Origin of the sequence: Nonomuraea sp. NPDC005650, from assembly GCF_040605375.1 — a bacterium.
In the GTDB taxonomy this organism is placed as follows: domain Bacteria; phylum Actinomycetota; class Actinomycetes; order Streptosporangiales; family Streptosporangiaceae; genus Nonomuraea.
The window spans coordinates 49,703-61,997 of record NZ_JBEXCR010000066.1; the positions used below are offsets into that span (position 1 = coordinate 49,703).

Annotated in this window: 13 protein-coding genes and 3 pseudogenes; 7 read left to right on the forward strand and 9 right to left on the reverse strand. The window is 69.2% G+C overall.

Annotated features, from left to right (window positions below; translation table 11 throughout):
* The first annotated feature begins 89 nt into the window (after window positions 1-89).
* Entirely contained in the window at window positions 90-1,178 is a 1,089-nt protein-coding gene (locus tag ABZS69_RS60780; protein ID WP_355392147.1) for a pentapeptide repeat-containing protein, read from the forward strand.
* Window positions 1,179-1,191: 13 nt separating this feature from the next.
* Here the strand turns inward: ABZS69_RS60780 and ABZS69_RS60785 are convergent.
* From ABZS69_RS60785 to ABZS69_RS60810, 6 genes and pseudogenes are all read right to left on the reverse strand, one after another.
* Window positions 1,192-1,398 (reverse strand): annotated as a pseudogene (locus ABZS69_RS60785) (STAS domain-containing protein); the annotation flags it as partial.
* Window positions 1,399-1,410: 12 nt separating this feature from the next.
* Window positions 1,411-2,373 (reverse strand): hypothetical protein, encoded by a 963-nt coding sequence (locus ABZS69_RS60790; RefSeq protein ID WP_355392150.1) that lies wholly within the window; start codon window positions 2,371-2,373, stop codon window positions 1,411-1,413.
* Entirely contained in the window at window positions 2,370-3,215 is an 846-nt protein-coding gene (locus ABZS69_RS60795; protein ID WP_355392153.1) for an ABC transporter ATP-binding protein, read from the reverse strand. Before ABZS69_RS60795 ends, ABZS69_RS60790 begins: the two co-directional genes overlap by 4 nt.
* Window positions 3,212-3,613: a GntR family transcriptional regulator gene (locus tag ABZS69_RS60800; protein ID WP_355392156.1), complete on the reverse strand. Its 402-nt coding sequence runs from the start codon at window positions 3,611-3,613 to the stop codon at window positions 3,212-3,214. The genes ABZS69_RS60795 and ABZS69_RS60800 overlap by 4 nt, the downstream gene beginning before the upstream one ends.
* A 318-nt stretch (window positions 3,614-3,931) precedes the next feature.
* On the reverse strand, window positions 3,932-4,714 hold the full coding sequence (locus ABZS69_RS60805) for a MerR family transcriptional regulator (protein ID WP_355392164.1): 783 nt from the start codon (window positions 4,712-4,714) through the stop codon (window positions 3,932-3,934).
* A 132-nt stretch (window positions 4,715-4,846) separates the two neighbouring features.
* A complete protein-coding gene (locus ABZS69_RS60810; protein ID WP_355392167.1) occupies window positions 4,847-6,019 on the reverse strand; it encodes a serine hydrolase domain-containing protein in 1,173 nt (390 codons plus the stop codon).
* 243 nt (window positions 6,020-6,262) lie between these two features.
* On the opposite strand from ABZS69_RS60810, the pseudogene ABZS69_RS60815 reads away from it, so the two are divergent.
* The 4 genes and pseudogenes from ABZS69_RS60815 to ABZS69_RS60830 form a co-directional block, all read left to right on the forward strand.
* A pseudogene (locus ABZS69_RS60815) lies at window positions 6,263-6,412 on the forward strand (recombinase family protein); the annotation flags it as partial.
* 49 nt (window positions 6,413-6,461) lie between these two features.
* A complete protein-coding gene (locus ABZS69_RS60820; protein ID WP_355392170.1) occupies window positions 6,462-6,707 on the forward strand; it encodes a recombinase family protein in 246 nt (81 codons plus the stop codon).
* A 261-nt stretch (window positions 6,708-6,968) separates the two neighbouring features.
* On the forward strand, window positions 6,969-7,238 hold the full coding sequence (locus ABZS69_RS60825; protein WP_355392173.1) for a hypothetical protein: 270 nt from the start codon (window positions 6,969-6,971) through the stop codon (window positions 7,236-7,238).
* A gap of 72 nt (window positions 7,239-7,310) precedes the next feature.
* Entirely contained in the window at window positions 7,311-7,580 is a 270-nt protein-coding gene (locus tag ABZS69_RS60830; protein WP_355392176.1) for a hypothetical protein, read from the forward strand.
* A 564-nt stretch (window positions 7,581-8,144) separates the two neighbouring features.
* Here ABZS69_RS60830 and ABZS69_RS60835 read toward each other — a convergent pair.
* Both ABZS69_RS60835 and ABZS69_RS60840 read right to left on the reverse strand, forming a co-directional pair.
* Window positions 8,145-8,267, reverse strand: coding sequence for a tetratricopeptide repeat protein (locus ABZS69_RS60835; protein WP_355392179.1), 123 nt, complete (start codon window positions 8,265-8,267; stop codon window positions 8,145-8,147).
* Between the two features lie 154 nt (window positions 8,268-8,421).
* On the reverse strand, window positions 8,422-9,564 hold the full coding sequence (locus ABZS69_RS60840) for a tetratricopeptide repeat protein (RefSeq protein WP_355392182.1): 1,143 nt from the start codon (window positions 9,562-9,564) through the stop codon (window positions 8,422-8,424).
* Between the two features lie 756 nt (window positions 9,565-10,320).
* Here ABZS69_RS60840 and ABZS69_RS60845 point away from each other — a divergent pair.
* Window positions 10,321-11,259: a site-specific integrase gene (locus ABZS69_RS60845; protein ID WP_355392184.1), complete on the forward strand. Its 939-nt coding sequence runs from the start codon at window positions 10,321-10,323 to the stop codon at window positions 11,257-11,259.
* A 320-nt stretch (window positions 11,260-11,579) separates the two neighbouring features.
* Here ABZS69_RS60845 and ABZS69_RS60850 read toward each other — a convergent pair whose 3' ends face one another.
* Window positions 11,580-11,702: a hypothetical protein gene (locus ABZS69_RS60850; RefSeq protein ID WP_355392187.1), complete on the reverse strand. Its 123-nt coding sequence runs from the start codon at window positions 11,700-11,702 to the stop codon at window positions 11,580-11,582.
* A gap of 317 nt (window positions 11,703-12,019) precedes the next feature.
* On the opposite strand from ABZS69_RS60850, the pseudogene ABZS69_RS60855 reads away from it, so the two are divergent.
* Window positions 12,020-12,295, forward strand: a pseudogene (locus tag ABZS69_RS60855) (hypothetical protein); the annotation flags it as partial.

Below are 12,295 nucleotides of genomic sequence, written 5' to 3' on the forward strand. Positions count from 1 at the left end.
GACAGCGCGTTGATCCTGTGCGATGTATCGCGATAACGATCAGCTGCAAAACGGCTGGATGCGGGCTGCGGGCGGCTGGAATGGAAGACGTGCCATTACTTCCGCGCCGCCCCGCCCACCCCGCAGCCTCTTCGGTCTCCGATCCGCCGGCGCTGTCCACGCCGCGGGCTGCGGCTTGGTGGATCCTGCTGGCCGTGCTCCTGGTCGGTGCCGCCGTGGGCGGCACCTTGTGGTGGTTGCTGGCCGACCTGGCCGGCCCGGCCGGGCAGCCCACCCCTGGGGCGGGCAGCGCGCGGGGGGAGGTTCTGCGCACCGCGCTGGCCGCCGGTGCCGGGGTGGGTGCCGCCATCACCTTGGGCCTGGCCTTCCGTCGTCAGCGCCACCAAGAGATCATCACCGCGCACACCACCCACGACGCCACCGAACGCAGGGTCACCGACTTGTACACCAAGGCGGTCGAGCAGCTCGGCCATGACAAGGCCGCCGTACGCCTGGGCGGCCTGTACGCCCTGGAACGCCTGGCCCAGGCCAACCCCGGGCACCGCCAAACCATCGTCAACGTGATCTGCGCCTACCTGCGCATGCCCTACACCCCGCCCACGACACCGGACCCGGAGCACCAACGCGAGGCCGCGCTGCAGGCGGCCCGGCGCCGCCACCGGGCCGCTCACACCGCCGCCGTCGCCGCCCCGGCGGCACCGTCACAAGACCCGGCCGACCAGGAAGGCGAACGGCAGGTACGCCTGACCGCCCAGCGCATCCTGGGCGAGCACCTGCGCGACGATCGTCCTCTGAAGCGGCGGGACAAGCTCCCGCCCGGTCCGCTGCTGTGGGAGGGGATGCGTATCGACCTGACCGGCGCCACTCTCATCGACTTCGACTGGACCGGCGCCCACGTCTCCGCCGCCGAATTCAGCCACACCCACTTCGTGGGGGACGCCCGGTTCATGCACGCGACCTTCAGCGAAATGGCCTCGTTCAAACTGGCCTCGTTCGAGGCGTCGACCTACACCGCGGACGCAGACTTCACGGGGCTAGGTGCCTCGGGGGAGGTCCGGTTCGCGAATGCGACAGCCAATCCTTCAGGTAATCACGTGTGGCCGGACGAGTGGCATCTGCAGGTGACATCCGAGGGCGTGGGACGTCTGGTGTGGGTGCCCGGGGCGAGAACCCCCTGACCGGACGGGCGGGTCGGATCGACGCTCCTACACCGCACAGGTCGCCTCCATACCGGTGGAGCAGGGCCCGGACATTGAGTAGCACGCGCAGGCCGGAACGGCCCAGATGCGGGACCCCGCTCAGATCGAGCACCACGTGATCGCCCGGCTGCCGACGTGCCCGGCTGACGAAGGCGTTCAGCTGGTCGACGTTGGCGGGTCCTCTCTCTCCGGCTCTGATGCAACCGGCCTGTCAGCTGGGGCGGCGGAGGGTGCGGCGGATGGCCAGGGCGCCGAGGGCCGCCGACGCGAGCGCGAGGATTCCCGCCTCGGTCCACTGGAAGCGCCAGAACCTGGACGGCGGATGGTAGTACACCGCGTACCGGTAGCTCTTGCCGAACAGGCACGCCTGCCACGCCTCGGTGTTCTTGTTGCTCTGCCCCACGTCCACCCGCCGCGGGCAGCCGCTGTCGGCCGGCTCGGCGACCTCCCTTCCGGACGGCTCCACCCAGGCGGTGCTCACCAGCCGGGCGTCGGGATCGTCCAGCAGCACAGTGCCGGACAGCTCAGTTCGCGCCGGCTCGGCGTAGTAGTCGCTCAGCTGGAACAGCGTGAACATCGTCACCGTCACCCCGGCCACGACCAGCGCCATCGCGGGCAGCGTACGCCGGAACAGGGTGCCGGCCGCGGTGCCGAGGGCGAACGCGTACAGCCACCACGCCGCCGGCTCCACCCCGACCATGTTGAACACGCCGATGTTGCCGAACGTGGAGTCGGCCCCCGCCCTGAACACCGGCCGCCACAGGCTCACCATGAGCGATAGCAGCAGCCCTCCCGCCACGACTGCCCCGCCCAGGACCGACAGTTTGACTGCCAGCCACCGCCGCACGGGCACGGATTGCGTCCAGGCCAGGCGGTGGGTGCCGCGCTCGTACTCGCGGCCGAGCAGCGGCGCGCCCCAGAACGCCCCGATCAGCGCTGGCGCCACCAGTGGCATCCAGCCGAACACCGAGTAGACCGCGTCGTAGCGCTGCCCGAGCGCCACTGCCAGGTCTCCGCACGCTACGGCTCGCCCTGGGCAGCCGGGCGGGGCATGCTCGGCCACGTACCGGCTCGCCTCCACCGCCGAACCCAGCAGCAGCACCCCCAGCAGCGCCAGGAAACCCGCTGTCACGAGGATCTGCGCCTGGTGCTGGCGCCACGTCACCCAGATCACGCGCCCACCCCCGTCAGTCCCGGCAGCGCCGCCGACTCGGGGCTGCGCAGGTAGCCCATGACGAGCTCTCCCAGTCCAGGGCGCCGCGCCTGCCAGCGCGGATCGAGCGGGGGCGCGCCCCTGATCAGCATGCTGACCTGCCTGCCGGCACGACTCACGCCCACCACCGGCGTCCCCGCCGCCGACGCCGCGTCCGGCCCGGTGACCACGAGATGCCCGTCGAGCAGCTCCTCGATGTCACCGCTGACCTGCAGCCGACCCCCGTTCAGCACGACCAGCCAGTCGCACGTCTCCTCCAGGTCGGAGACGACATGCGAGGACAGCAGCACGGTCAGCTCCCGCCCGGCCACCTCCGCCATGATCGAGCGCATCACGTCGTGGCGGGCGAGAGGGTCGAGGTTGGCCAGCGGTTCGTCCAGCACCAGCAGGTCGGGCCGGCAGGCCAGCGCCAGCGTGACCGCCACCTGCGCCTGCTGCCCGCCCGACAGCCTGCTCACCTTCCGCTCCAGCGGGATGCCCAGCCCGGCGAGCCGGTCGGCAGCGGCGGCGTCGTCCCAGCGGGTGTTCATACGGCGGCCGAAGGTGAGCATCTCGGCGACGGTGAAGCTCTCGTACAACGGCTTGTCCTGCGCCACGAACGCCGCCTCGCCGGCCACGCGGACGCTTCCCAGCGCGGGCCGCAGCAGGCCGACGGCCGCGTGCATGAGCGTGGTCTTGCCCGCGCCGTTGGGCCCGACCAGCGCCGCCACGCGTCCCGCAGGCACGGACAGTGAGCAGTCGCGCAACGCCCACCTACGGCGATAGCGGACCCCGAGCCCGGTCGCCTCCAGCGCGGGAGTCATGCCACGCCCTCCTTCGCGGCGTCGGCCAGCACCACGCTGAACAGCGCTCGCAGGTCCTCCTGATCGAGCCCGGCCGCGCGAGCGTCGCGCATCCACGCCTCCAGATCGCGCCGCAGCCGCGTGTGCTCGGCGAGCGTCGGGCCCGCGATGCCGTGCCGGACAAACGTCCCCATCCCCGGCCGCCCCTCGACCAGCCCTTCGCGCTCCAGCTCTCGGTATGCCTTGAGCACGGTGTTGGGGTTGATGGCCAGGCTCTCGACCACCTCGCGGGCGGTCGGCAACTGGTCGCCGGGCCGCAGCGTGCCGAGCCGGAGCGCCTGTTTGACCTGGTGAACGAGCTGCAGGTACGTCGAAACGCCCGAGCCGCGGTCCAGGTTGAACTCGATCAACCGAAGCACCCTTTCACTATTCGAATAGTGAAAGGGTGTTGGATTGGAGCGCTCGTTGTCAACCTGTAGTTGTCGGGCGACGCCATGTTGGCCTCTGCGCGGGTCCACGCGACCAGCCCCAAAGTAACTCTCTGCCAGCGGCCAACGGCCGGCGTCCTTGTCCTGAGGCTTTCCTTGAGCTGGACGGCGAATCGCCCGTCGTGCCCGGCCTGGCTGCGCGATCCTGTCCTTTTGGCCGCTCCTTCGAAGGACGCGTGGCTGGCTGAGGCGAGGCCCCCAGCATGGGACGAGCCGCTCCAGTGGTGTCCGTGAGCAGATCCCGGCCGGTCAGTGGGTGTCCGGTCTGGGGATATGGATGCCTGCGGCGCGGAGCTTGGCCTCGACGATCGCGACCCCCTGGGCCGTGGCCGATCCCTGCTGTTCGCCGTGGTGGGCGATCAGGTGGTACCGGGCCGCGGCGTCGGTGCGGGCTTGCAGGCCGGTCACGATCTTCAAGTGTGCGGGGTTGGCGAGGAGGTGGTCGGCAATGGCGGTGGCGAGTTCGGCCAGGCGTGGGTCGTCCGGCTCCCATGCCGTGGCTTCGGTGGCCTGCTTGCTCAACGCGACGAAGCGGGGGTCGTCGAGGGCGTGCTCGACATGGGTGAGGAAGTCGTCGAAGCCCTCGGGAACCAGGGCCCTGGCCAGTACCCAGCCCTCCCTGGTGGCCGCCACCTGCTCCGCGGGAAGGCCGAGGCCGGACATCCGCTCCAGCAGCGCCACGGCGCGGTCGGGCAGCAGCGCCCGGTCTCCGTCGGCGAGCCGGTGCAGCATGTCGCGGCGCGCGATCAGCTCCTCGATCCGTTCGGTGAGCTGCCGCTCGACGTCGGCGAGCGTGGCGGCGAACTGGGCGACGTCGGCGTCGAGCAGGGGCCCGACTTCGGCCAGCGGCACCCCGGCGGCGGCCAGCGTCCGGATCTGCACCAGCCGCAACAGCTCGGCCGATCCGTACCTGCGGTAGCCGGAGCTGTCGCGTTCCGGCTCCTCGACCAGGCCGAGCTTGTGGTAGTGGCGCACCGTCTTGACTGTGACGCCGACGAATGCCGCCGCCTGCCCGATCGTGACTCCGTTCATCGGCAGAATTCTGCCTTGTGCTCGAGCTCGGCGACCAGGCGGACCGCAGCCGTGCATGTGGCCCCGGTTCACGTTCTCCCTGATGCATGACCCGGAAGGCGTCGCCTCTGGAGGTGTGCGGGTCACAGGTGTTCAGTGCGCCGGCCGGGCCGGATCGGCCTGCTTGCCGCAGAACACCTTGTTGACGAGCTTTTGCTGGGCGTTCGGGAACGCTGTCGCTATGGACATGGCGGCGTCGTCTACCCAGTTCAGTACAGCGGTCAGGGTCTTGATGCCGTCGGGCGTGCTGTACATCAGCGTCGCGGAGCCGACGTTGCCGCCGTTGTGGGTGATGACAGTGCCGCCGCAGTCGGTTTTCTGGACGAACACCCCCAGCCCGTAGTCCATGTTCGGGATGCCCGTGGCGTGCGGGGTGAACATCTCGGCCAGCAGTGCGGCCGGCAGGAGCTTGCCACCTACCAGCGCGGAGATGAACGTGTGCAGGTCCTGGGTGGTCGAGATCATGTCACCGCCGGTGGAGACCCAGGAGGGGTTGTAGCGGGTGATGTCGATCGTCTTGTGCTGGCCGTCTTCCTCGTAGCGGTAGTAGATGTGGGCGTGCGGCGCAGGAATCTCCGGCGAGGCGTTCGGCGCCACGGTGCCCGACAGCCCGAGCGGCCCCAGGATCAGCCGCTGCATCTCTTCGGCCAGCGAGCGGCCGGTGACCTTCTCAATCAGCAGCCTGGCCAGCACGTAGTTGGTGTTGGCATAGCTCCAGCCCGTGCCCGGCTCGAACCGGGGCGGCTTGGACAGCGCCAGACGTACCAGTTCCTCAGGCCGGTAGGTGTGGAACCGGTTGTCCACCCACTCCTTGCCCGTGGTGCTGTAGGGCACGGGGATCCCGTGCACGATCGTCCCATCGTCGTACACCTCGCCGGTGAAGTTGAACAGCCCGCTGGTGTGCTGCAACAGCATCCGCACCGTGATCCGCCGGTCCAGCCCGAACTCGGGCAGGTAGTCGGCCGCCAAGGTGTCCAGCTCGATCTTGCCCTCGGCCACCAGCTGCAGCACCAGGGTCGCGGTGAAGACCTTGGTGTTGCTGCCGATCCGGGCATGCCCGTTGACCGGCGGCTTGGCAGTCCCGCCCAGCTCGGCCACCCCGGCGCTGCCGACCCACTCGCCCCGCTCATCGTGTACGCGCAGCGACACCCCGAGGAAACCGGACTCGACGATCTCCTCGATCGCCTTGTGCAGCTCCGGGCGATCCTGCCCGGCCGCCGCTGCCGGCAGGGTGCCCTTGTCCTGATCGGAACGGGTGATCGTCATGGTGGTTTGCCCTTCGAAGTTGTTACGTCCGGGTCGGCGTCTCGCCGCTGCGCCGAGCTTCCACCCTGACCCAAGGTCAACCTCAAGCATGATCTAGCTCACAGCCGCATTGGGGTTCGAGACAGCTTTGGGAGCAGGATGCCGTCCCCCGCTGGGTGACAGTCGCATCTCGCGCGGGAGGTCCGGCTCGGCTACGCCCGCTGCAGCACCGACGAACAAGACGTCACTATCCAGACCGAGCAGCTGCTCGCGCTCGGCGTCCCAGCCGACCGGATCTACATCGACCACGGCTTCTCCGGCACCACCCGCCGCAACCGCGCCGGCCTCGACCAGGCCCTGGCCGCCGTCTGGGACGGCAGCGTCTTCACGGTGACGAAGTTCGACCGGTTCGCCCGCAACATGGCCGAGGCCAACGACATCCTCACCGGGCTGTCCGGCCGCGGTGTCCTGTTCCGGCCTGGGCGCGTCCGTCTACGACTGGAACGACCCGTTCGGGCGGCTGTTCCTGCAGACCCTCGCCATGGTCGCCGAGTTCGAGGCCAACCTCGGACACCTGCGCACCCGCGAGGGCATGGCCCTGGCCAAGAAGAACGGCAAGCTTAAGGGCAAGCAACCCAAACTGCCCGAACCCGCCGACGCTCCATCCGCCGCCGCTACGCCGGAGGCGAGGTCTCCCTGGCGGACCTGACCACCGAGTACAGCGTCGGCCGCTCCACCATCCACCGCATCATCCACGGCCCAGCCGACAGACAGACCTAAACGGCCCCACGATCCACCAGAGTTCACGCTCTACGTTGCCCCCGTGGCTGTAGCCATAGGAGTCCCGGTACTACTTTGCGGCTCGCCGGGGCTTCAGGGGTCCAGAACAACCCAACCCGAACCGTGTCGCCATCTCGTACAAGATCATTCTCATCGATAACGGCTGTTCCCCGGTTCCTCAACCCCGTGGATGTTCGGCGCGGACAACCCCTCGGCGGCGCCGCTCTGGAAGCCGGACGGGGTGACGGTCATCTGGGACCCGCTGCGGGCCGGCTGGATCGACCACAACCGGGTGCAGCTTTCCCTCGACGACCTCGCCGACATCCGCGACGCAGTCCAGGCGATCAAGGAGTGCGTCACGGGCCGCCAGCAGACCACAACGAAGGACGGGCCGAGCTGGCCGCTTGCCGACGAACTGGAGGACCTCATCGCGGCCGACCTGCAGGCCGACGACTGCTGACGTGCCTCCCACTGTGATCGCGAGGCCGGATCGCGGAGATCCTCTGTCGGCGCCGCGGCGTACAACGGCGTCATGGAGGCATTCGAGGTGAACGTGACGGCGCACTCCAACCGCGACTTGACGTCGCAGGAGTTCGAGCGCCAGGTGGAGCTCATCAAGCCGCACATGGCCTGGGATCAAGGCTCCTGGGCATGGCGGACACGGCTCAACGGCTCGGACGGCGAGCGGGTCGCCAGGGTCCTCAACGCGCTGTTCGAGGCCGCGCGGGTCTATCGCACCACGGTCACGGTAGAACTGGTGCCGGCTGAGCAAGCGGAGGGCCAGGCCGCCGCGTCGGCCTGACGGAGCGCCGCGCCGTCGGAGGATTCGGTAGGTCCCATTCGACCGTCCAGTGCTGGCCGGTTCGCGTGGCTTTGGGGGATATCAGCCAATCTTGAGCCGATCTTCCGCTTCTTGGAGAGGATGGCTCAGCGATGACGTAGATCTCCCCTTCAACGGGTGGGGAGATAGTGCCTGTGATTACGTAGGTACGGCCAGGAGGCGGATGAAGCGGGCGTTCGGTCCACCCCGTCATTGCAAGGGCTGGTGGACGGACGCGCCGCGGAGTCGGGCGGGGTGTGGATGCCTCGCCAACGGCAGGTCAGCCTCGCGTCCCGCTCGCCGCCTCGACCTGGTGATCGTCGCCCGGATGGGCTCCCTCCGCTCACGGGCAAATGATCGCATGCAGACGCACACATAGGAGCCGGGTAGGGACTGAAGGTGTGTTTCGGGACTTTCGGGGAAGTGATGGAACCGGACTATACCGATGCGTTGCCGTCTGATCAGAGGGAAGCGGCGCGTGCCGGTGACGGCTTTAGCCAGCATCCCTGTTGACGTGGTTGCGCGTGCGTCAGGCCTCCTGGCGGGTCAGTCATTCGGCGTGCTGGTCTGCGCATTTCCCGCCTCCCCCGTGAAGCGGGCGAGGTTGTGCCGGGCGGTCAGGGTGCCGGGGTGGGTGGAGCCCAGGACGCGTTCGCGGATAGGGAGCAAGGCCGCGAGTTGTGTCGTCCCGAAAATGGTCGTTTGCGGGACGGTCGCGAAGGTGTTACGGCTACTTGTGAAAGGCGTTTGGGCGAGGAGGCGGCGGGTTGGATCGCTGGAAGGATTTGATGCTGACCTGGCCCAGGTTCGGGTGCGCCTCGATTCAGCTTCCTTCGCTGCCCAACTGTTTCCGCGACTTCTTCATCCAGATGGCGAGGGCGCGCCGAATGGTTCGGGTGTTGGGATGCTCGGGGCCCAGCACGCCCTTGTAGATGGGGAGTAGGGCGTCCAGCTCGGCGTGGGCCGTTGCCGCGTCACCAGACTGCCCGGTCCAGTGGGCGAGGTTGTATCGGGTGGCCAGGGTGTCGGGGTGCTGCGGACCCAGCACACGCTCGCTGATGAGCAGCAGGGCGGCGTAGGCATCGCGTGCCGATGCCGCAGCCCCTTCCTGCCCGGTCCACTCGGCGAGGGCGTGCCAGGTTGCCAGGGTGTCGGGGTGCTCGGGGCCGAGGACGTGCTCGCGTATGGATAGCAGGGCGGCATAGGCGTCGCGGGCCGCTGCCGCGTCCCCCGCCCGCCCAGTCCAGCGGGCGAGGTTGTGCCGGGTGGCCAGGGTGTCGGGGTGTTCGGGGCCGAGGACGCGCTCCTGGACGGGCAGCAACCCGACAAGCTTGGCGCGGGCCGCTGCCGCAGCCCCTGCATGCCCGGTCCAGTCGGCGAAGTTGCGTCGGGTGGCCAGGGTGCCGGGGTGTTCAGGGCCGAGGACGCGCTCGCGTATGGGCAGCAGGGCGGCGTAGGCGTCGCGGGCCGCTGCCGCGTCCCCCGCCCGCCCGATCCACTCCGCGAGGCTGTATCGGGTGTTCAAGGCGTTGGGGTGCTCGGAACCATCCATCTGCTCAACGATCGGCAGCAGTGCGGAAAGGAGCTCTCGCGCCTGTACCACGTCGGTTGGTTGGCCGGCGAGTCCGAGCTGAGGCGTGGAGGCCTCGACGCCTTCCGGTTTCATCGCCGTATCCGAGGACACCTCAGGCTTGCGCGGTGGACGGAGCCGAGCGGCCAGCCACAGCTGGCGAAACTCCTCGACATCACCGCCCCACGCAGTCACGACCAACTCAAACTGCCGCCAGGCCGGTCGCCTCCGGCAGAGCAGAACCGAATGCACGGTGGCATGGCTGATCTGCCCGCCGGTATCCCTGGCGGTCTGCCGGGTGCTCGGCTCCCCAGCGTAGGCATGCAGCTGCTGCAGCCGCTCCCGCAAGACAGCCAGGGCCCCGCCATCGTCGGGCGTGCTGACGGACTCGCTCATAGTGACCCTGAGCATCCCAGGCTGTAAGCGACTGTAAAACCCATTTGTGGCAACTCACCCGCGGCCGTTCATCTCCGTCAACCACCGTCTACAGGTGTCATGACATGGAAGGTTTCGTCGATGCACGTCAGAGTTCGTTCGTGCTCGTTCCAGCCCACTTCTGGCGGGTCGCACAGTAGTGAGCACACCGCCACATCAGGCGGTCGTGCCGCTGTGGTGCCCGGCCGGACGTGTCTTGCGCACATGACTGGCTCAGCACCCAGGCGCTCCCCCACAAACCCGAAAGGGGACACTCGCCGATGTTGCCTCAACTCAGCCTTGCCGGCCTCGCTATCACGGCCGTGCTCATCGCCCTCGGCGGCGTCTACCTGTTCTCTGGCGACCAGACTCGCCGCACCCGCGCCTGGCGCCTGCTACGCCTTCTCCTCCGTCGATAGCAGGGGTATTCCAGTCCGAATCCAACGGCACCGTCCAAGAGCAACCGAGACCTAAAGCGGAAAGCCGGCCGACCAGAATCGAGAGCATATGTAGCGATCTTGGAAGGTCGTAGGACGGTGACTGGGATCTGGGCCAGCAGGCCGGGGGAGGAGATCGGCAGGAGCGGTTCGCTGTCGCAGATAGTGAGTCATTATCTGCGACAGCGTGCTTCCGGCCGCCGGCGACGGCACGGCCTACCTCGGGCGCCGCCCGGCACACTCGCGCGCCGGAGCGGGTGACTCGGGGTGCTTATCTGCGATAGCGGTTCGGAGGGGTGCGATGGGGACGGTCCGCCGGCTGAGCCCGCGACCGGAGCTGCTGGACCTCGGTGCTGCGGTCGAGGCGTTCCTGGCCACCATCGGCAACCGCAACACCAAGAGGGCGTACGCGATCGCGCTGCGCGCCCTGGCCCGCGAGCTCGGCGCGCAGGCGCCGCTGGCCGAGCTGGAGAGCGAGGCCGGCGCCGACCGTCTCGCCGCCTGGTTCACCGCCTGCTGGGAAAGGCGGGCCGCAGCCACCTTCAACGCCCGCCGCGACGCGCTCGGCTCCGCCCGCGACTGGTGGCACGACCAAGGCTGGCTGACCGGCGACCCGCTGCGCTGCATCCGCCGCCGTGCCCGCACCCCGGACCGCATCAAGGCCCTCGACCGCGCCCACATCGAGGCCCTGCTCACCCGGCAGAACCTGAGACTGCGCGAGCGCACCCTGTTCCGCCTGCTGTACGAGAGTGCGGCCAGGGCCGACGAGGTCCTGGCCCTCGACATCGACGACCTCGACCAGCGCAACCGCCGCGCCAAAGTCCGGCGCAAGGGCGGCGCGGTCGACGTCATCGTCTGGCAGACGCCCACCGCCCGCCTCCTGCCCCGCCTGCTCGGCGGCCGCCGCGCCGGGCCGGTCTTCCTCACCGACCGGCGCGCCCGCGTCCCGCTGCCGTCGCCCGACGTCGACCCCGACTCCGGCCGGGCCCGGCTCTCCTCCCGCCGCGCCGCCGAACTGTTCGAGCAGGCCACCGCCGACCTGCCCGGCGGGCCGTGGACTCTGCACCAGCTGCGCCACTCCGCGCTGACGCACGCCGCCGAAGACGGCGCGAACACCTCCACCTTGCTGGCCGACTCCGGCCGCACCTCGGTCGCCTCGCTGGCCCGCTATGCCCGCGTCTCCCCCGAGGCTCTGGCCCGCTGGCAACAAGCCCGCGACCCGGTCGCCCGCCGCCGCTGAACTCGGCCTTTGGCAGATGCAACAATCGGCCACCGGAGGTTGCTGAACGGGTAGAACTATCGAAGATCCACGGGTCTTCGGGGCGCTGCGGCAGTCGTCGCCAGATAACGATTTCGGGCCCATGCTCCCGTTCTATTCGACCTACTCACCACTACCTATGCCATCCGCTTCCTCCGTCCAGCGGACAAGGGCGTGCTGGGTGGCGAGGGTGCTCGGATCGTCGGGGCCTAGGATGCGCTCGCGGATGGGGAACAGGGCGGTGAGTTGGCCTGTCGTTAACGACGCTGCGACCAAGTACACGCGAGAGGCGTTAGTCCTGGTCAGCGGGTCCGGCGGCGGGCTGCGGGGTCGTGCTCGGCGGTGATGCGGGCGGAGGTCTCCTCGCCCAGGCGCACGTACCGGCCGAGGCTGGCCAGGTGCTGGTGGCGGCTCTGGGCCTGCAATTCGGGCGAGGTGCGGCCGGCGGCGGCCAGGTGCGTCAGCGCGCAGTGGCTTGTCCGCGCACTGTCCGTGTTCAGATGAGTTCGCGTGGCGATTGACCTGTCGAAGTTGTGACACCCCGCTGCAACGCCCTGAGGCAGGGGCGTGTTGCGATTCGCGGTTAGGTATGTGATGCGGGTCACAACGCGCGAGGCCATGGTCAGTCAGGCTCCTGCGAGCAGTCCTGGGAGTTTGCGCATGTTGTCGAAGACCGTGGTGTTCGGTCCTTCGAGCCATTGTGCGGGCGTGAGTCCGCCGGTGTATCCAAGGGCTCGCATGCCGGCTGCGCGGGCAGGACGCCGAGGGGCGGGTGGACTGGGACATCGCCGCGGACTCCACCACCGTCCGGGCGCACCAGCACGCGGCCGGCGCACCTCGCACACCACCCCCGCCGCCTCCCACACCGAGGGGGAAAAAGGGGGACGCCGCCGGGACAAACCGGGGCGATCCGGTGCTGGCCACGCTGGCCGCCCGGCTGGCGGAGGTGGTCAGACTGGGGAGTGCTTAGGCCGTTCCCGCGGCGGCTTCACCACCAAGATCCACCTGTCGGCGGACG